The organism is Pseudomonas sp. PNPG3 (assembly GCF_023093815.1).
GTDB lineage: Bacteria > Pseudomonadota > Gammaproteobacteria > Pseudomonadales > Pseudomonadaceae > Aquipseudomonas > Aquipseudomonas asiatica.
Map to the genome: position 1 here is coordinate 1 of NZ_JALLKV010000042.1, position 22,548 is coordinate 22,548.

The 22,548-nt window shown below is 63.9% G+C and carries 18 protein-coding genes and 1 pseudogene; 9 read left to right on the top strand and 10 right to left on the bottom strand.

Going from position 1 to position 22,548, the window contains the following annotated elements; all coding sequences use genetic code 11:
• Positions 1–316: 316 nt before the first annotated feature.
• Positions 317–2,125, top strand: a complete 1,809-nt coding sequence (locus MJ643_RS22290) for an ABC transporter ATP-binding protein/permease (RefSeq protein ID WP_013971851.1) — start codon at positions 317–319, stop codon at positions 2,123–2,125.
• Here the strand turns inward: MJ643_RS22290 and MJ643_RS22295 are convergent.
• Positions 2,122–3,351: an MFS transporter gene (locus tag MJ643_RS22295; protein ID WP_024086611.1), complete on the bottom strand. Its 1,230-nt coding sequence runs from the start codon at positions 3,349–3,351 to the stop codon at positions 2,122–2,124. The genes MJ643_RS22290 and MJ643_RS22295 overlap by 4 nt on opposite strands.
• A gap of 301 nt (positions 3,352–3,652) precedes the next feature.
• Between MJ643_RS22295 and MJ643_RS22300 the strand changes: the two genes are divergently transcribed.
• Entirely contained in the window at positions 3,653–5,887 is a 2,235-nt protein-coding gene (locus tag MJ643_RS22300; RefSeq protein ID WP_024086612.1) for a TonB-dependent siderophore receptor, read from the top strand.
• A gap of 131 nt (positions 5,888–6,018) precedes the next feature.
• Complete coding sequence (locus tag MJ643_RS22305) at positions 6,019–6,558, top strand: histidine phosphatase family protein (RefSeq protein WP_013971854.1); 540 nt, start codon at positions 6,019–6,021, stop codon at positions 6,556–6,558.
• A 3-nt stretch (positions 6,559–6,561) separates the two neighbouring features.
• Here MJ643_RS22305 and MJ643_RS22310 read toward each other — a convergent pair whose 3' ends face one another.
• Together MJ643_RS22310 and MJ643_RS22315 are read right to left on the bottom strand one after the other, a co-directional pair.
• Positions 6,562–7,347 (bottom strand): sulfite exporter TauE/SafE family protein, encoded by a 786-nt coding sequence (locus MJ643_RS22310; RefSeq protein WP_013971855.1) that lies wholly within the window; start codon positions 7,345–7,347, stop codon positions 6,562–6,564.
• Between the two features lie 217 nt (positions 7,348–7,564).
• On the bottom strand, positions 7,565–8,158 hold the full coding sequence (locus MJ643_RS22315) for an XRE family transcriptional regulator (RefSeq protein ID WP_015269673.1): 594 nt from the start codon (positions 8,156–8,158) through the stop codon (positions 7,565–7,567).
• Between the two features lie 114 nt (positions 8,159–8,272).
• Between MJ643_RS22315 and MJ643_RS22320 the strand changes: the two are divergent.
• The 3 genes and pseudogenes from MJ643_RS22320 (at position 8,273) to MJ643_RS22330 (ending at position 11,107) form a co-directional block, all read left to right on the top strand.
• Positions 8,273–9,409 (top strand): annotated as a pseudogene (locus MJ643_RS22320) (FAD-dependent oxidoreductase).
• Positions 9,410–9,421: 12 nt separating this feature from the next.
• The gene (locus tag MJ643_RS22325) at positions 9,422–9,799 is read left to right on the top strand and encodes a RidA family protein (RefSeq protein ID WP_013971857.1); all 378 of its coding nucleotides are present in this window, start codon (positions 9,422–9,424) and stop codon (positions 9,797–9,799) included.
• A 243-nt stretch (positions 9,800–10,042) separates the two neighbouring features.
• Positions 10,043–11,107: a membrane protein gene (locus MJ643_RS22330; protein ID WP_013971859.1), complete on the top strand. Its 1,065-nt coding sequence runs from the start codon at positions 10,043–10,045 to the stop codon at positions 11,105–11,107.
• 112 nt (positions 11,108–11,219) lie between these two features.
• Here MJ643_RS22330 and mcpA read toward each other — a convergent pair whose 3' ends face one another.
• Positions 11,220–13,106: a methyl-accepting chemotaxis protein McpA gene (gene mcpA / locus MJ643_RS22335; RefSeq protein ID WP_013971860.1), complete on the bottom strand. Its 1,887-nt coding sequence runs from the start codon at positions 13,104–13,106 to the stop codon at positions 11,220–11,222.
• 142 nt (positions 13,107–13,248) lie between these two features.
• The gene (locus tag MJ643_RS22340) at positions 13,249–14,127 is read right to left on the bottom strand and encodes a LysR family transcriptional regulator (RefSeq protein WP_013971861.1); all 879 of its coding nucleotides are present in this window, start codon (positions 14,125–14,127) and stop codon (positions 13,249–13,251) included.
• Positions 14,128–14,228: 101 nt separating this feature from the next.
• Here MJ643_RS22340 and MJ643_RS22345 point away from each other — a divergent pair, with 101 nt between their 5' ends.
• The gene (locus MJ643_RS22345) at positions 14,229–14,657 is read left to right on the top strand and encodes a PACE efflux transporter (protein WP_013971862.1); all 429 of its coding nucleotides are present in this window, start codon (positions 14,229–14,231) and stop codon (positions 14,655–14,657) included.
• A gap of 122 nt (positions 14,658–14,779) precedes the next feature.
• On the opposite strand, the gene MJ643_RS22350 is transcribed toward MJ643_RS22345, so the two are convergent.
• From MJ643_RS22350 to MJ643_RS22370, 5 genes are all read right to left on the bottom strand, one after another.
• The gene (locus tag MJ643_RS22350; RefSeq protein ID WP_013971863.1) at positions 14,780–15,841 is read right to left on the bottom strand and encodes a hypothetical protein; all 1,062 of its coding nucleotides are present in this window, start codon (positions 15,839–15,841) and stop codon (positions 14,780–14,782) included.
• 190 nt (positions 15,842–16,031) lie between these two features.
• The gene (locus tag MJ643_RS22355) at positions 16,032–16,700 is read right to left on the bottom strand and encodes a GntR family transcriptional regulator (RefSeq protein WP_013971864.1); all 669 of its coding nucleotides are present in this window, start codon (positions 16,698–16,700) and stop codon (positions 16,032–16,034) included.
• Positions 16,701–16,716: 16 nt separating this feature from the next.
• Positions 16,717–17,421: an FCD domain-containing protein gene (locus tag MJ643_RS22360; protein ID WP_015269682.1), complete on the bottom strand. Its 705-nt coding sequence runs from the start codon at positions 17,419–17,421 to the stop codon at positions 16,717–16,719.
• Positions 17,422–17,465: 44 nt separating this feature from the next.
• Positions 17,466–18,776, bottom strand: a complete 1,311-nt coding sequence (locus MJ643_RS22365) for a C4-dicarboxylate transporter DctA (protein ID WP_013971866.1) — start codon at positions 18,774–18,776, stop codon at positions 17,466–17,468.
• 275 nt (positions 18,777–19,051) lie between these two features.
• Entirely contained in the window at positions 19,052–19,225 is a 174-nt protein-coding gene (locus tag MJ643_RS22370) for a hypothetical protein (RefSeq protein ID WP_155252246.1), read from the bottom strand.
• Positions 19,226–19,280: 55 nt separating this feature from the next.
• Here MJ643_RS22370 and MJ643_RS22375 point away from each other — a divergent pair, with 55 nt between their 5' ends.
• Together MJ643_RS22375 and MJ643_RS22380 are read left to right on the top strand one after the other, a co-directional pair.
• Positions 19,281–20,846: a PAS domain-containing methyl-accepting chemotaxis protein gene (locus MJ643_RS22375; RefSeq protein ID WP_013971867.1), complete on the top strand. Its 1,566-nt coding sequence runs from the start codon at positions 19,281–19,283 to the stop codon at positions 20,844–20,846.
• Between the two features lie 13 nt (positions 20,847–20,859).
• A complete protein-coding gene (locus MJ643_RS22380) occupies positions 20,860–22,545 on the top strand; it encodes a GGDEF and EAL domain-containing protein (protein ID WP_013971868.1) in 1,686 nt (561 codons plus the stop codon).
• Positions 22,546–22,548: the final 3 nt, after the last annotated feature.

Consider the following 22,548-nt stretch of genomic DNA (forward strand, 5'->3'; position numbering starts at 1 on the left):
CCCATGTGAGAGTAGGTCATCGTCAAGATTCATTTCGCAAAACCCCTATCTGCACATGCAGGTAGGGGTTTTGTCTTTGTGGCGAAAAAATTCCCGGGCATACGCAGTCCCTGTGGGAGCGGGTTCACCCGCGAACACCGGCATAGCCGGTGCCATCCACCACGTCGCCCGCTTCGCGGCGGTTCGACACCTCGACTCGCCCGCCCCACAGGGGCCCGCGTAGCTCCGAAGGCAATCATGAAATGTGCGTCATTTATGCCTGACGAATCACAGGTCAATGCTACGCTCGCGGAAATACTCAGCACGGATACCCATCATGGAAATGAACTGGCACCAGGCCCTGCAAGAGAGCCTGAGCTGGCTGGCAATCGCTTCGTTCATCACCCTTGTCTGCTTCACAGCAGCCGCCACACTGGCCGTACGTTGTACGCGCTGGGGTAGCCAGTTCTGGCAGCTTGCCGGGCCTTATTTCAGTTTCAGGCGCAGTTGGCGGCCGTTACTGGTGTTCGCCCTGCTGCTGGTTCTGACGCTATTCTCGGTGCGTCTGAACGTGCTGTTCTCATTCTGGTACAACGGCTTCTACAGCGCCTTGCAGGGCCTTGACCAAGCGGCCTTCTGGTACCTGCTCGGTGTCTTTGCAGTATTGGCCACCATCCATGTACTGCGTTCGCTGTTCACCTTCTATGTAAGCCAGGCGTTCAGCATCCAATGGCGAGTCTGGCTGACCGAGCGCCTGACCCACGACTGGATGCACGGCGATGCCTACTACCGTGGCCAGTTCCTCGCCGAGCCCGTGGACAACCCTGACCAACGTATCGAACTGGACGTCAACGCCTTTGTCAGCAACTCGGTGACCCTCGCCCTGGGCGCAGTCAGTGCGCTGGTTTCGCTGGTGGCGTTCACCGGCATCCTCTGGGGGCTGTCGGCGCCGCTGGCCGTTGCCGGTGTGGAGATTCCCCGGGCTATGGTGTTTGCCGTGTACCTTTACGTCATCGTCGCCACCTGGATCGCCTTCCGCCTCGGGCGACCGCTGATCCGCCTGAACTTCCTCAACGAAAAGCTCACCGCCAACTTCCGTTACGCGCTGATGCGTCTGCGCGAAAATGCCGAGAACATCGCTTTCTACCAGGGCGCGCAGGTCGAGCGGGGCACGTTGCTGGGTCGCTTTGGTGCCTTGATCGTGAATGCCTGGGCGCTGGTGTTCCGGAACCTGAAATTCAGCGGTTTCAACCTGGGCGTGAGCCAGGTCGCAGTGGTGTTCCCCTTCATTCTGCAGGCACCGCGCTTCTTCAGCGGGGCGATCAAGCTGGGCGACGTCATGCAGACCTCCCAGGCCTTTGGCCAGGTGCAGGATTCGTTGTCGTTCTTCCGCGAGTCGTATGATGCGTTTGCCCAGTACCGGGCCACCCTCGACCGTCTGACCGGTTTCCTCGATGCCAACGAGCAGGCGAGCGCTTTGCCACGCGTCATCACCGAGGACCAGGAGCATGCCTTGGCGATCAGCCGCCTGCAGGTGCTGCGCCCGGACGGGCATGCCCTTATCACCGACCTGGACCTTGATCTGCATGCCGGCCAGGCGCTGTTGATCAAGGGGCCGTCGGGCAGCGGTAAAACCACGCTGCTGCGTGCGCTGGCGGGACTCTGGCCGTACGCCGAGGGTGAGGTCAGGCGCCCGCTGGGCCACCAGGCTCTGTTCCTGTCGCAGCGGCCGTACCTGCCGCTGGGCGATCTGCGCACGGTCATCGCCTACCCGGTGGCCAGCAGACCTGAGGATGAAACGCGGATGCAGCAGGCCTTGCGCCAGGTCAACTTGGCCCACTTGGCCGAGCGACTGGAAGTCAGCTGTGACTGGTCACACATTCTCTCGGTTGGTGAGCAGCAGCGCCTCGCATTTGCCCGGGTGCTGTTCAACCGGCCGCAGGTGGTGTTCCTTGACGAGTCCACTTCGGCCATGGACGAAGGGCTCGAGCATGCCCTGTATTCTCTGCTGCGTACGGAAATGCCGGGGGCATTGCTGGTCAGTGTCGGGCACCGCAGTACACTGGCAGGTTTCCATACCCACCGGCTGGAGGTGGATGGACATGGCGGCTGGTCGCTACTGGAGCAGCAGCCAGCGCTGGCCTAGTTCGGATTGCCGGTGATCGGGGCCGGCCTGAGCAATACGACCCCGATCAAGGTGCCGCCGGCACATGCTGCGCCAAGCAGGAATGTCGCCTTGAAGCCGACCCCGTCCCACAGCAGCCCGGCCACCACGCTCGCCACCAGCAGCGCCATGCCGGTCAGCAGGTTGAACAGGCCGAAGGCTGTACCGCGCAGCTCCGCGGGGGCGCTGTCGGCGATCATGGCGGCAAAGATGCCTTGGCTGAAGCCCAGGTGCAGGCCCCAGGCAGCCACCCCCATGGCCAGCCCGGTCCAGCCCGGCAGCAGGGCCAGCAGCAGGTCGGCGACGACCAGCAGCCCCAGCCCGGTCATCAGCACGCCGCGGCGGCCTACGCGGTCCGACAGCACCCCCGCGGGGTAGGCCGACAGCGAGTAGGCCAGGGCCATGAGCACCAGCACTGCCGGCGCCCACAGCGGCGCCAGGCCCATGTCCTGGGCGCGCAGCAGCAGAAACGCCTCGCTGAAGCGGGCGAGGGTGAACAGCGTGGCCAGGCCGATTAGCCGCCAGTAGGACGGGCCCAGGCGTGCCAATTCGTGCAGGGCCAGCGGTGAGCGCACCGGCCGGGTGGTGGCCGGCGTTTCAGGTTCGCGCACGAAGGCGATGAGGATGTACACCGCCACGAACGCCGGAAGCACCGCCACCCAGAACACCGTCTGGAAATGGCTCGCGGTCAGCCACATCAGCACGATCGCCAGCAACGGCCCAAGGAAGGCGCCCACGGTATCCAGCGCCTGGCGCAGGCCGAAGGCTGCACCACGTAGTTCGGCGGGCGTGACATCGGCCACCAGTGCATCGCGCGGCGCCCCACGAATGCCTTTGCCGACCCGGTCGACGAAGCGTGCTGCGGTCAACCACCCCAGCCCGGAGGCCATGGGGAACACCGGCTTGGTCAACGCACCCAGGCCATAGCCCAGCACCGTAAGCAGCTTGCGCTTGCCCAGCCGGTCGCTGAGGGCGCCGGAAAACACCTTGGTGATCGAAGCGGTCGCTTCGGCAACACCTTCGATAAAGCCCACCGCCACTACCGAGGTGCCAAGCACGGTGACCATGTACAGCGGCAGCAGGGCGTGAATCATTTCCGAGGAAATGTCCATGAACATCGATACGAAGCCCAACGCCCAGACGCTGCGAGGGATCTTCGACAGGGACCTGGTGGCGTTCATGGCGTGGCTTTCTTCGTGGCTGCGCATCAAGAGGCTCGGCAGAGGGTGCTACGTTCGAAACTGTAGGAGCCGTCACGCAGGATGCAAATCGGACAGGTGTATGCAAGCATCAGCGCGAATAGCCGGGCTGCGCCGGCAACGCTGTCGTGTCAGCAAAGTTCCGTTACAAACATGTAAACTTCGTAAATAAGATTTAAACTCATTTGCGAATCTATATATTTACCATCCCTGTTGGCCACCAAACTGTGTTTGCGAGGCCGGTGGGCGAGGGCTCCCGGTCTCCGCCAGGGATGTGCCGTTTCGCTCATGAATCGCAGGAGATGTACCCATGCAGTGCAAGACTTCACCCAACAGCCTGGCCCTGGCGTTTGTCGCGCTGGCGTCACCGGCCATGGTGGCCACCGTGGCCCAGGCCGAAGAACAGCGTACGGGTGAGGTGCTGGAGATGCCGGTCGCCGACAACGCGCTGGTGATCCAGGACACCCTGGTCACCGCCGAGCGCGAGGCACGCCAGGCCTTGGGTACGTCGATCATCACCGCCGAAGACATCAAGCGCCACCCGCCGGCCAATGACCTGTCCGAAATCATCCGCCGCGAGCCCGGGGTCAACCTGACCGGCAACAGCGCCAGCGGCGCGCGTGGCAACAACCGGCAGATCGACCTGCGCGGCATGGGCCCGGAAAACACCCTGATCCTCATAGACGGCAAGCCATCCAGCGCACGCAATGCCGTGCGCTATGGCTGGAACGGCGACCGCGATACCCGCGGTGAAACCAACTGGGTACCGGCAGAAGCGGTCGAGCGCATCGAGATCCTGCGTGGGCCGGCGGCCGCACGTTACGGCTCCGGCGCCATGGGCGGGGTGGTCAATATCATCACCAAACGGCCCACCGATGAGCTCAAGGGCAGCGTCAGCCTGTACACCCAGCTGCCGGAAGACAGCGCCGAGGGCGCCAGCCGCCGGGCCAACTTCAACCTGGGCGGCGGCCTGACCGACAACCTCGGCTTCCGCCTGTACGGCGGCCTGGCCAAGACCGATGCCGACGACCTGGACATCAATGCCGGGCATGCCACCAGTGCGCTGGTGGCGGGCCGCGAAGGCGTACGCAACAAGGACATCAATGGCCTGCTGAGCTGGAAGCTGAACGACGAGCACCGCTTCGAGGCCAGTGCCGGCTACAGCCGCCAGGGCAATATCTTTGCCGGCGACACCATGAACAGCAACGGCGGTGGTGACGTCGAGTTCGTGTCCAGCTTGTACGGCCACGAAACCAATGTGATGCAGCGCAGTACCTACGACCTGACCCACCTGGGCGATTTCACCTGGGGTACCAGCAAGACCGTGCTGGCCTACGAGTACGTGCGCAACTGGCGTCTGAACGAGGGCCTGGCAGGCCGTACCGAAGGTGCTCCCAATGCTGAAGGCGCCGCCATGTCGCGCCTGCGCAACACGCGCCTGAGCAGCGAAGTGAACCTGCCATTCGCCATGGGCAGCACCGAGCATGTGCTGACCCTGGGCGGCGAGTACCTGTACGAAACGCTCAATGATCAGGGCTCGCTGCGCCCACAAAGCTCGGACCCCACGGGTAATGACGGGCTCGTCGGTTTCGACCGCAGCAGCTCGAAGACGACCGCCCGCAGCTATGCGCTGTTCGTCGAGGACAACATCATTGTCGGCGACACCACCATTACCCCGGGCCTGCGTTTCGACCACCACGAAACCTTCGGCGACAACTTCAGCCCCAGCCTGAACCTGTCGCACAAGCTGACCGAAGCACTGTCGGTCAAAGGCGGTATCGCGCGCGCCTACAAGACCCCGAACCTGTACCAGTCCAACCCCAACTACTTGTTGTACAGCCGCGGCAATGGTTGCAGCGTGCAGCAGACCAACAACGGTGGCTGTTACCTGCAGGGCAACGCCGACCTCAAGCCCGAGATCAGCGTCAACAAGGAAATCGGCCTGATGTACGACCGGGGTACCTGGCGCACCAGTGCCACGTACTTTCGCAACGACTACAAGAACAAGATCGTCGGTGATACCGATGTGTTGTACACCATCGGCACCGGCAGCCGCGTGACCCAGTGGGACAACGCTGGCAAGGCGCGGGTGGAGGGTATCGAAGGCAACCTGTTCATCGAGTTGACCCCGGCCCTGGACTGGAACACCAACCTGACCTGGATGCTCGACAACGACAACCGCGAGACCGGCGAGCCACTGTCGGTGATCCCGGAATACACCGTCAACACCACCCTCGACTGGCGCGCCACCGAGAAGCTGTCGTTCCAGGTGGCGGGTACCTACTTCGGCAAGCAGAAGTCGCCGACCTTCAACGACCGCACCCAGCAAAGCTACGACAAGGCCGCGCAACAGGATGTGGAAGCCTACGGCCTGGTGGACGTGAGCGCCGGGTACAAGTTCAACGCCAACTACGACGTGCGGGTGGGGGTGAACAACGTGTTCGACAAGCAGATCCTGCGTGGTGGCAACGCCAGTACTTCGGGCGCCAATACCTATAACCAGCCAGGCAGGGCGGTGTTCGCTGCGCTGAATATCACCTTCTGACATCGGGGTGCTGTATGGCCCATTCACCGATAAACCGGGGAACACTGGCGCAGGCGGTGCCATATTTGTTGCGGCAAAAAGTGCCGCAGCATGCTAAACCTTGCGCCTCAACCCGCCATGAGAAGAAACCGGTGAAAGCCGTCCGCCTGACGCTGATCTGCCATGCCCTGACCCAAGCCCAGAAGTCCGGGCGACTGCACCATGCCGAAGACGGCATTCTTCCACTGGGACAACAGCCTTTCGCCGACCTATCCGGTGTGCCGGTGCTGACTGCACCAGAGCGGCGAGCCTGCGAGACAGCGGCGTGGTTTTCTGGGCCGGTGCAGGTCGAGCCGGCATTGGCCGATTGCGACCTGGGGCGTTGGCAAGGGCTGACACTGAAGCAACTGCAGGCCGAGCAATCGCAGGCGTTGACCGAATGGCTTCAGGACCCGGCCAGTGATGTTCACGGCGGCGAGTCGTTCGCCGTGCTTTGCCAGCGCATCGCCGCCTGGCTGGCGGCCTTCGACAGGCCTGGTGAATGGCTGGCAGTTACCCACCCGATGGTGATGCGCGCCGTGCTTGTACAAGTACTTTGCTGCCCGATGAGCGCCAGCCAGCGAGTCGACGTGTTGCCCCTGTCGCGCCTGGAGCTGAGCTTTACCGGGCAATGGCGTCTGCGCCTGGGCTGAAGGTCAGAACGCCAGCTTGTAGCCAATCAGCAACAGCATCGCCGCCAGGCACGGGCGCAGCACGCGGTCGGAAATCCGCCCGGTGAGGTGGCTGCCCAGGTAGATGCCTGGCAGCGAGCCCAGCAGCAGGTAACCCAGCAGCGACCAGTCCATGTTGCCCATCCCCGCATGGCCCAGCCCTGCCACCAGGGTCAGCGGCACGGCGTGGGCGATTTCGGTACCGACCAGGCGGCGGGTGACCAGGAACGGGTACAGCAGGAACAGCGCCACGGTACCCAGTGCGCCAGCGCCGATGGAAGTAAGGGTGACCATCACCCCCAGCACCACGCCGGTAAGCACGGTAAGGGTATTCAGGCTGCGGTCGCTGAGGTGATAGTGGTCACCGGCATGGCGGCTGGCGAAGGCCTGCAGACGCGATTTGAACAGGATGGCCAGCGCGGTCAGGATCAGGACCACCGCCAGGCCTTGCTTGATGACGGCGTTGAGCGCCGATGTGTCGGTGTGCAGGGTGCTGAGGAACCACAGGGTCAGTGCCGCGGCGGGCACGCTACCCAGGCTGAGCAGGCCGGTGATCTTCCAGTCGACGTTCTTGTTGCGCGCATGCACCCAGACGCCACTGGCCTTGGTGATGGCGGCATAGAGCAGGTCGGTACCGACGGCCGTTGCCGGGCTGATGCCGAACCACAACAGGATCGGGGTCATCAGCGAGCCGCCACCGACGCCGGTCATGCCGACGATGAAACCCACGACCAGGCCTGCAATGGTGAAACCGAAAGAACCTACATCCATACGCTACTCGACCGCCCAACTTTGCCCGTTATCGGATGCAGCCAGCATATAGATTTTTTTATAGCCAAATAGACTTGTTCGTTATTAGGTTATAACCAGGTGCTGCCTGCCAGGGCCCTATCAAGCCGGCTCCCACACCGACGCATCAACCTCAAGGCCTGTGCAGTACCTGTGGGAGCTGGCTTGCCGGCGATAGGCCTTGGCAGGCAGCACCGGGTCAGCGATCAGTCATCACCACCATCACATGCGCATCTGCGCCATCGTCACTTTCCGACAGGTAGATATGTCCCACCTGGCTGTCGAAATACGCCGTCTCCTGCGGCCCGATGCTCACCGCTTCCCCGGTTTCGAACTCGATACGAACGCGCCCGCTCAGTACCAGCGCGAACTCTTGGCCCGGGTGGCGGATAAAATCGTCGAACTGGCCACGTTCACGGGCAATGATGCGGGCATAGGCGGGCGTCATGCGCCGTTCAGGGAAGTCGCCGGCAATCGGGTGATAGTCATAGGTGCCGGTCGAGTAGCCCGCCGCCGCTGGCAGTGAATCGACCACCACCGTCACCGGCACTGGTGCGGTTACCGTGCCGCTGGCGCGCAACAGCTGGGCAATGTCGACGTTCAGCGCCCGGGCGGCGGCGGCGAGTTTTTCGTAGCTGACCGAGACCTGCGCCAGCTCCATCTTCGACAAGGTGGACAGCGGGACGCCACTGGCTTCGGACAATTGCTTGAGTGTCATCTGGCGCGCCTTGCGCACCTGGCGCAGGCGCTGGCCGACTACGGCACGGTCCAGCAAGGGTAGGGCAGCGGGCATTCGGGGGTCTCGGCATGCGGCGTTGGTCGGGCATCTTACCTTGGACCCTTGCGTATTCGTAAATTCTCATATATTAGAATTCTCATATATGAAAATTCCCTGGCAGGAGCGTGCATGATCCCGATCTACGACACCCTCATCATCGGCGCGGGCATCGCTGGTGCATCCCTCGGTTATCGCCTGGCCGGCCGGCAGAAGGTGCTGCTGCTCGAGCGCGAGGCGCAGCCTGGCTACCATTCCACCGGGCGTTCGGCAGCCATGTTCATGGAGGCCTACGGCACTCCGCAGATACAGGCGCTGACCCGTGCCAGCCGGGCCTTCTACGAAGCACCACCGCAAGGGTTCTGCGAGCACCCGCTGCTGGAACCGCGCGGCTGCCTGTACGTCGCCAGCCTGGAACAGCGCACGCTGCTCGAGCAGACCCACGCACAGAACCTGGCCAACGGCACCGAAGTCAGCCTGCTCGACCGCGACGCAGCCCTGGCCCTGGTACCGAGCCTGCGTGCCGAGAACCTGGCCGGCGCGGTGCTTGAAGCGGGCGCAATGGATCTGGACGTACATGCCCTGCACCAGGGCTTCTTGCGCGGCTATCGCGCCGCTGGCGGTGAACTGCGCTGTAACGCCGAGCTGATCCAGGCCTGGTACCTGGATGACCTGTAGCAGGTGCAGCTGGGCGATGGCAGCCGGGTACAGACGCGCCAGCTGGTAAATGCTGCTGGCGCTTGGGCCGACCGAGTGGCCGAGCAGTGCGGGGTGGCGCGCATCGGCCTGCAACCCTGCCGGCGCAGTGCCTTCACTTTCCCAGGCCCGGCAGACCAGGATTTCGCCCGCTGGCCGGCGGTGATCGGCGTAGACGAAAGCTTCTACTTCAAGCCCGACGCCGGCCAGCTGTTGGGGTCGCCGGCCAATGCCGACCCGGTCGAACCCCAGGACGCCGCGCCCGAGGAGCTCGACGTGGCTTTGGGCATCTACAACATCGAAGCCATGACCACCCTGTCGATCCGCCGGCCGAGCCACACCTGGGCCGGGCTGCGCTCGTTCGTCGCCGACGGCGACCTGGTGATCGGTTTCGATGTGCACGCGCCAGCGTTCTTCTGGCTGGCGGCACAAGGTGGCTATGGCATCCAGTCGGCTGCGGGCGCCTCGCGCCTGGCTGCCGACCTGCTGCTGGGCCTGCCCCTGTGTCCCGGCCTTGTCAGCCAGGGGGTGGTGCCCGAGCGCCTGTCCCCGGCCCGTTTCCAGCAACCCTGAAAGGAGCATCCCATGAGCAATGATATCCAGCGTTTTCCCAGCAGCCTGCCGTTCCCGTTCTCCCGTGCGGTGAAAGCCGGCGGCTTCCTGTTCCTTTCCGGCCAGGTGCCGATGAGTGCTGGCGGTGAAGTGGTGCGCGGCGACATCCAGACCCAGACCCGCGCCGCCTGCGAGCGCATCTCCGAAAGCCTGGCTGCCTGCGGCGCGCGTTTCGACCAGGTAGTCAAGGCCACGGTGTGGCTCTCGGACATGAGCCACTTCGCCGGCTTCAACGAGGTGTACAAGGAGTTCTTCGGCGCAGCGCTACCGGTGCGCTCGACCGTGGCCTCGGCATTAGCGCTGGGGGTGGATGTGGAGATCGAAGTGCAGGTGTTCGTCGGCGACGCCTGAGCGGGCAGAAATCTGCGCATGAACAACTGTCTTGCGCAAAACCTGGAAGATTGCCTGGCCCTGTGGGAGCGGGTTCACCCGCGAACACCGGCGTAGCCGGTGCCATGCAGCGCGGTGCCTTCTTCGCGGGTGAACCCGCTCCCACAGGACCAGCGCTGCATTCAAGGACGGTGGATTACCTGTAGGAGCGGCGGACTGACTTGCCCGCCAAAAAGCAAAACAACAATAAATCCAGAGGTTCACATGCAAGAGCAGCTGAAGATTGCCGGCGCGTTTGTCGGCGTGATCGTGGGGGCGGGGTTCGCTTCGGGGCGGGAACTGTTGTTGTTCTTTGTCGATTTCGGTGTGTGGGGGCTGGCCGGTGCGCTGGTCAGCGCAGCCTTGTTCACCTTCCTCGGCATGGCCCTGGCGGGGCTGGGCAATCGCCAGCAGGCCACTTCGCACAAGGATGTGATCCAGGCCATCTGCGGCCGTCACCTGGGCCTGTTCGTTGACTGGCTGATCACCTTTTTCATGTTTGCCGTCACCGTGGTCATGCTGGCCGGTGGTGGTGCCTTGCTGGAGCAGCAGTTCGGTATCCCCGCGCTGGCCGGCAGCGTGCTGGTGACGCTGGTTGTGGTGGGCATCGTGTGCCTGGATGTGCGCAGGGTGATCCTCGCTATTGGTGCCATAACGCCGTTGCTGATCCTGGTGGCCTCGGCGATTGCGTTGTACGCCGTGTTCAGCCGGGAACAGAGCTTCGCCCAGCTCGACCAGCTGGCCAGCCAGCAACAGGCGGGCGCCCGTCACTGGCTGCTGGGGGCGTTCCTGTACGTGTCGTACAACATCGTTGCCGGCGCGCCGATCCTGGCCATCCTGGGTGGGTCGGCCAAGGGCGAGAGAACCGCTGTATGGGGTGGGCTGCTTGGTGGCGCCGCATTGGGTGGGCTGATGCTGGTAATGAGTGCCGGGCTGTTGTCGCGCCTGGACAGCGTGGCTGACCTGCCGATGCCGATGCTGTCGATCGCCAACGAAGTATCGCCACTGCTGGGGCTGGTGATGTGCCTGATTATCTTCGGCATGATCGTCAACACTGCGGTGGGTACGTTGTTCTCGTTTCTCTCGCGGCTGATGCCGGCGGGTACGGTGAGGTTTCGCTTGGGCTCGGTGGTGACCGGCGTGGCGGCGTTCGGATGCAGCCTGGTGGGGTTCATCAGCCTGGTGGGTGAGGTGTACCCACTGTTCGGCTACCTGGGTTTCGTGCTGATGGCGGCGGTGCTGCTGGCCTGGGTCCGGCGGAGCAAAGTGGTTAAAGCGGCGGTGGCGTAGGGGGCTGCTGCGCAGCCCGATCGCGACACAAGGCCGCTCCCACAAGGATCGCATGGCACCTGTGGGAGCGGCCTTGCGTCGCGATTGGGGCGCAGAGCGCCCCCCAGGGCCATCAGATCCTGAAGCTGCCTACCAGCTGCTTCAGGCGCCCGGCCTGCTGGGCCAGTTGGTCACAATGGCGCAGGGTCTCGTTGAGGTTCTCCACCCCTTGCTGGTTCAGGGCGTTGATCTGGGTGATGTCCAGGTTGAGGCTCTCGACCACGGCGGTCTGTTCTTCGGTAGCGGTAGCCACCGACTGGTTCATGCCATCGATCTCGCCAATACGCTGGGTCACGCTGGCCAGGCGCTCGCCGGCCTGGTTGGCCACCTGCACGGTCTGCTCGCTGGAAACCTGGCTGGTGTTCATGGTGTGCACCGCTTCGCGCGAGCCTACCTGCAGGCTGGTGATCATGCGGTGGATTTCTTCCGCCGATTCCTGGGTGCGGTGCGCCAGGTTGCGTACCTCGTCGGCCACCACGGCAAAGCCACGGCCGGCCTCACCGGCACGCGCCGCTTCGATGGCGGCGTTCAGCGCCAGCAGGTTGGTCTGCTGCGAGATGCCCTTGATCACGTCGAGGATCTTGCCGATTTCGTCGGTGCTGGCGTTGAGCGTTTCGATTTGCGCGCAGGACTCGCTGATGCGCTGCGACAGGGCGGTCATGGCACTGATCGCTTCTTCGACCACTTCACGGCCACCGTGGGCCTGCTCGCTGGCACCGCTGGCATGCTGCGAGGCATCGGCGGCGTTGCGGGCGATCTCCTGGGTGGCAGCACCCAGCTCGTTGATCGCTGCGGCCACGCTGTTGGTGCGCATGCTTTGCTCTTCGGAACCGATGATCGACGCATTGGAGGCATTGACCACCTTCTCCGACAGGTCGTGCACCAGGCGGGTTGCCGAGGACACTTCGCTGATCGAGGCATGAATGCGCTCGACGAAGCGGTTGAACGAAGTGGCCAGTTCGCCGAACTCGTCCTTGTTCTGCACGGTCAGGCGGCGGGTAAGGTCACCTTCGCCCTCGGCGATGTCGCGCATGGCGCGGCCCATGGTGGTCAGCGGGCTCATCAGTATCGGGATCAGCAGGCCGAGCAGGCCGGCGATGGCAGCCACCGCAATCAGCATCGCGATGATCGCCGAGGTGCGGAACTGGCTGAGCGCAGCGTAGGCCTTGTCCTTGTCGATCGACAGGCCGATGTACCACTGTGCCGAAGGCAGGCCGGCCACCGGGGCGAAGGAAATGATGCGATCCTGGCCATTGAGGGTGACATCCTGCATGCCGGCGGCGACTCGCAGGTTGCTGCCAGGGTAGATGTCCTTGAGGTTCTTCATCACTTGGTCTTTGTCGGGGCTGACGATCACCTGGCCATTGCTGTCGGCCAGGAAGGCGTGGCCGATGCCGCCGAAATCGACCGAGTTGATGATCTCGACCAGGGTGTCGAGGGTGACGTCACCGCCGACCACGCCGATCAGCTCGCCATTGTTCTTGCTTTTCACTGGCGTGGCGATGGTTACCATCAGGCCGCCGACAGCCCCCTGGTACGGGGCAGTCAGCACGGTCTGCCCGGCGCTGGCCGCGGCGCCGTACCACGGGCGCTGACGTGGGTCGTAACCGGCGGGCATCTGCGCATTGGGGCGCTGGGTGAACGCACCGGTGGCCTGGCCCAGGTAAGTGAACAGAAAATTACGCGTATAGGATGGCTGCTCGATCAGTCCTTCCAGGGTATCGCCAGCGCCTTGCTGGGCGATGTCCTGGGCCAGGTTTTCCAGCACCAGGATGCGCCCGCTCATCCAGTTCTGCACACTACTGGCGGTCAGTGCGCCCGACTGCTGCACCGAAGCTTCGATGTTCTGGCGGATGGTATTGCGTTGCAGGTAGTCGTTGTAGAGCGTGAACAGGGCAAATGCCAGGACCACGACACCGCAGGCGCTGAGCAGGATCTTGTGGCGAAATTTCAGGTTCATGTTTCGAGACCTTGGGCCAATGAGGGGAGGGCGCAGCGCGCTCATGACGCATTGCGGAACCTATCGACCGGGATATCGGCTCAAGAGGTAAAAGATTGAAGCGCTTGCAGAAATTTCTTACGGTCGATTCGACGGACGGTCTTCACTGCTTACACAACTGCTCGATCAACAGGCGTGCGGCCTGCAGCAGCGGTTGTTGCTTGCGCCAGAGGATGTGTACTGGCAACTGCAATTCATTGCGGGTGTTGCGAAAATCCAGGCGCACCAGACGCCCGCTGGCCAGCAGTGGCGCGACCCTTGACAGCGGCAAGTCGCCCCAGCCCAGGCCGGCCTCGACCATCTGCAGGGCGAGGTCGAAGCTGTCGGTTGACCAGTGCGTGGCGCCTATCAACGGGCGTGGGTCTGTCACCGGAAGGTCATGGCTACGCACCAGGATCTGGCGCACCCGGGTCAGGTCTTCGAGGTAGTGGATACGCCCCTCGCGCAAGGCCGGGTGTGCGGGGGACAGCGTGGCCACCAGCGACTCCATGCCGATGTGCTGGAAGCCGCGACGGGCATCGACCTGCAGCCCGGCAAAAGCCACGCAGAGGTCGGCGCGGCCACTGTCCAGCAGGTGTACTGCCTCTTCCTGCGGGGCGCTGAGCAGGGCGATGTCCAGCAGCGGGTGCCGCTCACCCAGGCGAGCGATGGCCGCCAGCAGCGGGCGGTGGTCGATGTCCGGCACCACGGCCAAGGTCAGGCTGCTCTCCAGCCCCTGGGACAGTTCCAGGGCATGCACCTGCAGCAGCCCCAGTTGTTCGGCGATCAACCGGGCATGAGGTTCCAGCGCCTTGGCCTCGGCGGTGGGGCGGACTTCCCGTGGGCCGCGCTCGAACAGGGTGTAGCCCAGTTCGGCCTCGAGGTTGCCGATGGCCATGCTCACGGCCGAAGGCACCCGCTGCAGGGCCCGCGCAGCGGCGGAAAACGAACCGCGGTCGAGCACGGCGAGAAACAGCTGGATATTGTCGCTGGAAAAGTTCATGGCAGCCTCCTGTCAGAAGATCTGACAGCTGCTGACTTTTACTGTCAAGCACGATGAAGCATGATCGCGCCCCATCGCTTTGTCATTGGAGGTAATCCCGGGTGCAGGGACTCAAACGCAAACTCGTCTACGTGACTTTCTATGAACTGATCGGGCTGTGCATGTCGACCCTCGGGCTGGCCTACCTGTCGGACACCCACGCATCGCATACCGGGCCTCTGGCGGTGATGATCACTACCATCGCCATGCTCTGGAACCTGATCTACAACACCCTGTTCGAGTGGTGGGAAAGCCGCCAGGCCAAGCGCGGGCGCAGTGTGGCACGGCGGGTGGCGCATGCCATCGGCTTCCAGCTGACCCTGGTGGTGTACCTGATCCCGCTGATTGCCTGGTGGCTGGACATGACATTGCTGGAGGCGTTGCTGGTGGACATGGCGTTTATCGTGCTGGTGCCGTGCTACACCTTTGCCTACAACTGGGCGTTCGACCGGATCTTTGGCTTGCCCAGCTCAGCCTTGGCAGCAGCCTGATTCAACCTGTTCCGGCCTTTTCGCAGCACAAGGCTGCTCCTACAGCGACCGCACAACCTTCAGGCGGGAGCGGTCCCTGTAGGAGCAGCCTTGTGCTGCGAAAAGGCCGACACAGTCAACCACTACGGCGGCAGGCGAATGATCAAAGGCTCCTGCTGCTGCTTCACCTGCTGCTCAACCGGTTGTTCCTCCGTCCTCGGTGCACTGGCCAGCAAGCTGTCCTCGACCTGGCCCGAAAGGTAGTACACCCCCGACATGGCCCCGCTCTGGCGGTTCTCCATCAGCTCCTGCCATTCCTGGTTCAGCGCCACGTTGAGGATCACCCGCAACTGCTCGACCATCTGCGGGTGTTCGCGGTCATGGGTCATGACCCCATAGCCGGCCGCCGCAATAGAAATCATCGCCCCCGCCACTTTGCCCACTGCCGACGCCACGGCACTGGCGATGCCGCGCGGAGCCAGGGTGGCGCCGAGCTTTTCGCTGGCCTGGTTGGCCACCGAGTTCAGCCCGACATCGGTCTTGCCCGGGCCTTTGCTGGCCTGCTGGTGCAGATGCTGGCGCATGGCTTGCCAGGCAGGTTGCTGGGCCAGCGACTTGGCCCGCAGCAGCTGGTAAAGGCTGGCATTGCGCGCATCCGGTGGCCCCAGGGCGATGGCGGGAATGCGGTTGAGGCGTTGGCTGAACTGCTCGGGGGGAGCGTTGTAGCGGCTGATGATGGCCGGCAGCTGCTGGCCGAGCAGTTGCAGGTACAGCTCGCTGGCGCGGTCGCGAATGCCTTCGGGGTTGATCTGCTCGGCCACCGGTTCGATCACCCGCTTGTGGTACTGCTCCTGCAGGTACAGCGCCAGGCGCTTTTCCGCCGGCTCCCGGCCTTCACCGCTGTCGATCTTGTACCAGGCCACCTTGAGGGTCAGCCACTGCTGGGTCCAGTAGCCGGTAAACCAAGGGATGAAGTCGCTTTCGGTACGCTGCTGTACCTGTTCCTTCCACACCCGCATGGAACGGCGTGCATAGTCGTTGGCCGAGCTGCCGGCGCCGACCGAGGCTTCGATCAGTTCCTGGTCGATGCGTTGCCAGGTGGCGGTGGTGAGCACCACCGGTGGCGGCGGGACAGGTGGGGGCTTGCCTGCGCAACCGGCCAAGGCCAGCAGCAGGCACAGTAGCAGGAGGGCTCGAGTGCTCACGCAACCGCCTCCCTGATAGAGGCTGGGGTGGTTTTCGGAGTATAGGGTGGGGAGTGAAGGGCTGCCGTGCAGCCTATCGGCGGTTCAGGATCAACGCAGATTTCTGCGTGAACGCGGTCCCTGTGGGAGCGGCCCTTTCGCGACACAAGGCCGGTCCCACAGGGACCGCGTTCACCAGAAAGAGCGTGGGTCATTCCAGATCGAGCTTTTCTTCCAGGCGGTCGAGGTGCTTGTGCATCAGGCCCAGCGCCGCCTCGGCATCGCCATGCTCCACGGCATCGATGATCGCCGCATGTTCCTCCCACGCGCAGTGGTCGCAGCATGGCGACTCGTAGCGGGCGATGATCAGCGAGGTCATCGGCACCAGGCCGTTGAGGAACCGTGCCAGTGGCGCATTGGCGGCCACCTGCGCCAGTTTCAGGTGAAACTCGCCGCCCAGGCGGATCGCCGCACAACGCTCGCCGTTTTCATGGTGCTGGCGCTCGCGCTCCACCAGTTGCCGCAGCTGGCGAACCTGTACCGGCCGGGCGCGTTGCGCGGCCAGGGTGATCAGCGTGGTTTCGGCCAGGCGCCGGGCGCTGAGCACCTGGCGTGCCTGCTCCGGGTCGGGCACGGCCAGATGCGCAGTGTGGCTGGGGCGCTGCACCACCACCTGCTGGTCGGACAGGCGCCCGAGCACACGGCGGATCACTGTACGGCTGACACCAAAGGCATGGCCCAGCGCCTGTTCGGGCAACAGGCTGCCAGGTGGCAGGCGCTGTTCGAGGATGGCATCGAACAGCCGCGGGTAGATCTGCTCGGCCGACAGGCGGGTTTCGCCGGCCGCGAGCAGGGCCGGCAAGTGAGGGGCGGCGTTCATGGTCGCTCTCCTGGGGTCATGGATGCGGGTGTTCGTCCGGGATGTTCAACGGGATGCCCATGCGCAACCCTTCGGCCAGGATGTGCTGGCGCATCTGGGCACTGGCCTGGGCGCTGCTGCGCTCACGTATGGCGCGCACCACCGCTTCGTTTTCCTTCAGCCGCGCGGCCAGGTGCTCTGGCGAATTGCGCAGCATGTCGGCGCTCTGCTTGAGGGCATTGCCGGTCTGTTGCACCACGCTCTGGAAGATCGGGTTGGTGGTCAGGGCGAACAGCGCTTCATGGAAGGCGATGTAGGCCCTGACTCCGGCTTCGCTGTCATCGGCCTCCAGCGCTTCACGCATGTCCATCAGGGTAAGGCGCAGCTGGCCGATGTCCTGACTGTTGGCCGACTGTGCCACCAGGCCGACGATGAAAGGCTCAAGGGTGTAGCGCAGCTCCAGCACGTCGGCCAGGCTGGCTGCGGCGCTGGTGTCCAGGCCCGGTTCCTGGGTGGCGGCGTCGACATCCAGTACCAGCACACCCTTGCCTGGCAGCGAACGCACCAGGCCCAGGGTTTCCAGCACGGTCACCGCTTCGCGCAGGCTGGGGCGGCTGATGCCCAGTTGTTCGGCCAGTTCGCGCTGGCCTGGCAGCATGTCGCCGGTACGCCATTGGCCTCGGGCCAGGGCCTGGCGCAGTTTTTCCACCACTGAGTTGACGACGGTAGATGAGCTGATCACGGTTCGCTCCTGGAAGGGCCGGCGTCAGTGCCGGCCACGTTCGCTCAAAATTCCTGTTGATGGGGGTTGGGCTGCTTGCGTGGGGTGGGGGCGAAACCGGGCTTGCCGTCGAGCACGTTGTGCGCACGTTCCAGGTCGATGTCCTTCTCCCAGCGTGCGATGGCCACGGTGGCCACGCAGTTGCCGATCAGGTTGGTCAGCGCTCGGCCGATGCCCATGAACCAGTCCACCGCCAGTACCAGTACCAGGCCGACCACCGGGATCGCCGGCACGGCGGTCAGGGTAGCGGCGAGGATGACCAGCGCCGAGCCTGGGATGCCGTGAGCGCCCTTGGAAGTCACCAGCGATACCAGCAGGATGGTCAGCAGGTCGGTCATTGCCAGTGGCGTGCCGGTGGCGTTGGCGATGAACACGATGGCCAGGGTCAGGTAGATGGAGAAGCCATCGAGGTTGAACGAATAACCGGTGGGGATCACCAGGCCGACGGTGGAGCTGCCGATGCCCAGGTGCTCGAGCTTGCGCATGATCTGTGGCAGTACGGCGTCGGACGAGGCGGTGCCCAGCACGATGGTCAGTTCTTCACGCAGGTACTTGATCAGCGGCAGCAGCTTCAGCCCCGACAGGCGCATGACCGTGCCCAGCACGATCAGTACAAAGCCGGCACAGGTCAGGTAGAACAGCGCCACCAGCCCGCCCAGGTGCTGCAGCGATTCCAGGCCGTACTTGCTGGTGGTGAAGGCGATGGCACCGAACACGCCGATCGGTGCCAGGCGCACGATCATGCCCATGATGCGGAAGATCACGTGGCTCAGTTCGTTGATCAGCCGCGAGATGCCGGCTGCCGAGTCACCCACCAGGTTCAGCGCGCTGCCGAACAGTACCGAGAACAGCAGCACCTGGAGGATGTTGTTGTCGGCAAAGGCGCCGATCACCGAGGTGGGGATCAGGTCCATGAAGAACGCCGTGGCGCCGTGGATGTGCTGGCCGCGCTCGGCCAGGCTGCTGGCGTCGGCGCTGGACAGTTGGTCCAGGTGGATGTTGGCGCCGCTGCCGATGCCGCTGGTGAAGGCGAACACCAGGCCGATCACCAGCGCCAGGGTGGTCAGTATCTCGAAGTAGATCACCGACTTCAGGCCGATGCGCCCGACCTTTTTCAGGTCGCCGGCGCCCGAGATACCGCTGACCACCACGCAGAACACGATCAGGCCGATGAGCATCTTGATCAGCTTGATGAAGCCGTCGCCAAGGGGTTTGAGTTGCAGGGAAAGGTCGGGGAAGCTGAGACCGCAGGCGATGCCGAGGGCAAGGCCGAGCACGACTTGAAGGAAGATCGAACGCGAGCACCATTTGAGCATGGGAGGGATCTCTGATCGGTGTCCTTGCTTCGGTAGCCGCACGGGGCGAAAGAGCGCAGGACTTAATTATTGTGGTCTTACCGGTTTGTTCAGCGCGAAGCCATGAAAGCGCGAAAAATCCGACATTGCAAGGATTTTTGGCCTTACCGGTCTGACCAGTTGTGGGGCAATCCAGCGTCTCTGGCTCTAATTCGGTGCATCTGGTTGGGTCGAGCCGCAGTGCGGCCGTTCACAGGTGAATCGCAGCGGGGAACCGCGTGCGCACATGAATCAGATCAGGCTTTGGCCAGTGCCTCGTGCAACATTGCAATCAGCTTGCCAAGCGCCATGCCGACCTCGATATTTTCGATAACGCTATGATTCGTAAGGTTTATTTGCATTCCTTGGCTGACCTCGTAGAATCCGCGCCCGACCGGGAAGTCACCAAAGGGTCGATTGCAGGGGTTCATCCTGATAATCGCCTCGCAAGCAGGCTCCCGGCGTTTGAATGAATGGAGTCTCATAGTGCGTCTCAACCTTCCGGTCACCCCGGTAGAGCAACGTTTTCCCCCCGATCAGCGATTGATTTCTGCTACCGACACCAGCAGCCTGATCACCTACTGCAACCCCGAATTCGCCGCCATCAGCGGTTACAGCGAGGCAGAGCTGATCGGCAGCCCACACAACCTGGTACGCCACCCGGACATGCCGCCGGCGGTGTACCAGTTGATGTGGAATTACCTGAAGGCCGGCAAGAGCTGGATGGGCATCGTCAAGAACCGCTGCCGCAACGGTGATTACTATTGGGTCAACGCCTACGTCACGCCTATTCTCGAAGCCGGGCGGGTGGTGGGCTATGAATCGGTACGGGTGTGCCCGACGCGTGAGCAGGTGGCCCGTGCCGAGGCCCTGTATGCGCGCATGCGCAACGGTCAGGCTGTGTTGCCCTGGTCACGGCGCGCGACCATGCTGGCGCGTGACCTGGCCGTACCGCTCGTGGGCGGGGGGCTGGCTTTGGGGGCCAACAATCTGTGGCCCGGCCTGGTCGCGCAGGGGCTGACCCTGGGGCTGTTCCTGGCCTATGGCCTGTTGGCACGCAATGCCGTTGGGCGGCAGATGGAGCGCATAGTGCAGGGCGCAGACGGCACCTTCGCCGACCCGATCGCCGCCTTGACCTACAGCGACCTGCCCGGTGCTGGCGGACAACTGCAATTGATGCTGATCAGCGAGGAGGCGCGGCTGAAAACCGCGCTGACCCGGTTAAGTGACTTGGCGGCCCAGATGGCCGTGGCTGCACATGATGCCGGGGCGTTGTCGCGCAGCACCGAGGCGGCATTGCTGGAGCAGCGTGCGGAAACCGACCTGAGCGCCACTGCCATGAACCAGATGGCCGCTTCCATCGGTGAGGTTGCCAACCATGTGCAACTGACTGCTGCCGAAGCCCACACTGCGCACCTGCTGGCCGAGCAGGGCAGCCTGGTGGCCGACGCCAGCGGAGCTGCAATCCGCACCTTGGCCGGTACCGTGGCCCAGATCAACCAGGCGGTCAGCCACCTGGCTGGTCAGACCGGTGCAATCGCCGAAGCCACCGGGATGATCCGCGGCATCGCCGAGCAGACCAACCTGCTGGCGCTAAATGCCGCCATCGAGGCGGCCCGTGCCGGCGAGCAAGGCCGTGGCTTCGCCGTGGTCGCCGATGAAGTGCGGGCACTGGCCGACAAGACCCGGCAGTCGACACTGCACATCCAGGCTATCATCGATGCTCTGCGCAGTGGCGCAGAGGAGGCCGTGGCGATTGCCAGCCAGGGCATCGACGGTGCCGAGCAGGGCGTTGCCCAGGTGCAGGAAGCGCGGCAGGCGTTGCGTGGCATTCGTGATGCGGTGCAGCGCATCAGTGACATGAGCCAGCAGATGGCTACGGCTTCGCAGCAGCAGGCGGCCGTCGCCGAAGACGTCTCGAGGCAGATCAATGGTGTGGCCGGCATAGCCCAGCACAGCGCACACAGCGCCAACGCCGCAGCCTCTCGCGGCGCCGAACTGGAAGAGGTGTGCGCCGGATTGCGTGCTCTTGTGGAGCGCTTCAACCGTTAAGGCAGGATGCTTTATGGATGACAACTATCGTGCAGCCGTTGACGCGGCTGCGATCTTTTCCGAAACCGACCTGCGTGGAACCATCACTTACGTCAACCAGCAGTTCTGCAGCATCTCGGGCTACAGCCGCGAGGAGCTGCTGGGCGCCAACCACCGCATCCTCAACTCCGGCCTGCACGAGCCGGAGTTCTTCGTCGGCATGTGGCGGGCGCTGGCCGCCGGCCGGGTGTGGAAGGGCGAGATCTGCAACCGCGCCAGGGACGGCTCGCTGTACTGGGTCGACAGCACCATGGTGCCACTGGTCGACCCGCTCACCGGAGAGGTGCGCAAGTACGTGTCGATCCGTTTCGACGTCACCGAGAAGCGCCAGCTGCTGCATACCTTGCAATGGCGTGTGGGCCATGACGTGCTAACCGGCCTGCCCAACCGCGCTTACCTGTCCGACCTGCTGAACCAGGCCCTGGCCTACTCGCGCCGTGAAGACATTCCGCTGGCTGTGTGCATGCTCGACCTGGATGGCTTCAAGGCAGTCAACGACGGCTACGGGCATGCCATGGGCGACCTGCTGTTGGTCGAGGTGGCGCGGCGCCTGAAGCACATCCTGCGCGATGGCGACGCAGTGGCCCGGTTGTCGGGGGACGAATTCGTGCTGATCCTGCGCAACGTCGAAGACCGCCAGTTGCATGCTGCGCTGCGCCGGGTGCTGCGGGCACTGGCGGCGCCTTATGTGGTACGCGAGCAGCGCCTGTCGCTCAGCGCCAGTATCGGCGTGACCCTGTACCCGCAGGACGACGAAGACGCCGACACCTTGGTGCGCCATGCCGACCAGGCCATGTATGTGGCCAAGCAGCGTGGGCGCAACCGCTATCACCTGTTCGACGTGACACAGGAACAGGAACTCAAGGCTACCCACCAGACCGTGGCGCGGGTGCGCCGGGCCCTGCACAACGGCGAGCTGTGCCTGTATTACCAGCCCAAGGTCAACCTGCGCAGCGGCCAGGTGCTGGGCTTCGAGGGCTTGCTGCGCTGGCAGCGGCCAGGCCGCGGGCTGGTGCCGCCTGGTGATTTCCTGCCGGCGGTGGAGCAGACCGACCTGATCGTGGAAATCGGCGAATGGGTGCTCGACCAGGCGCTGAACCAGTTGCAGGCATGGCAACGTCAGGGGCAGCCCTGGTCACTGAGCGTGAACATCGCCGCGCGGCATTTGCAGCGTGGTGACTTTGTCGAGCGCCTGCAGCAGTTGCTGGCGGCGCACCCGGAGGTGGACCCGGCGCGGCTGGACCTGGAAATCGTCGAGTCGGTGGCCATCGATAACCTGCAGCATGTCAGCTGCTGTCTCGATGCCTGCCGCGCACTGGGTGTGCGCTTCTCCCTGGACGACTTTGGCACTGGCTATTCGTCGCTGAGCTACCTGAAGCGCTTGCCGACACAGACGATCAAGATCGATCAGTCATTTGTGCGCGACATCCTGCATGACCAGGACGACCTGGCGCTGACCGAAGCGGTGATCGGCCTGGCCCGGGCGTTTGGCCGCGAGGTGATTGCCGAAGGGCTGGAGAGCGTCGAGCACGGCCGCGTGCTGATGGGCCTGGGCTGCGAACTGGCACAGGGTTACTGCATCGCCCGGCCGATGCCGGCCAGTGCGGTGCAAGCCTGGGCGCAGGCCTACCGGCAGCCGGAACAATGGCGTGACCCTTGATGC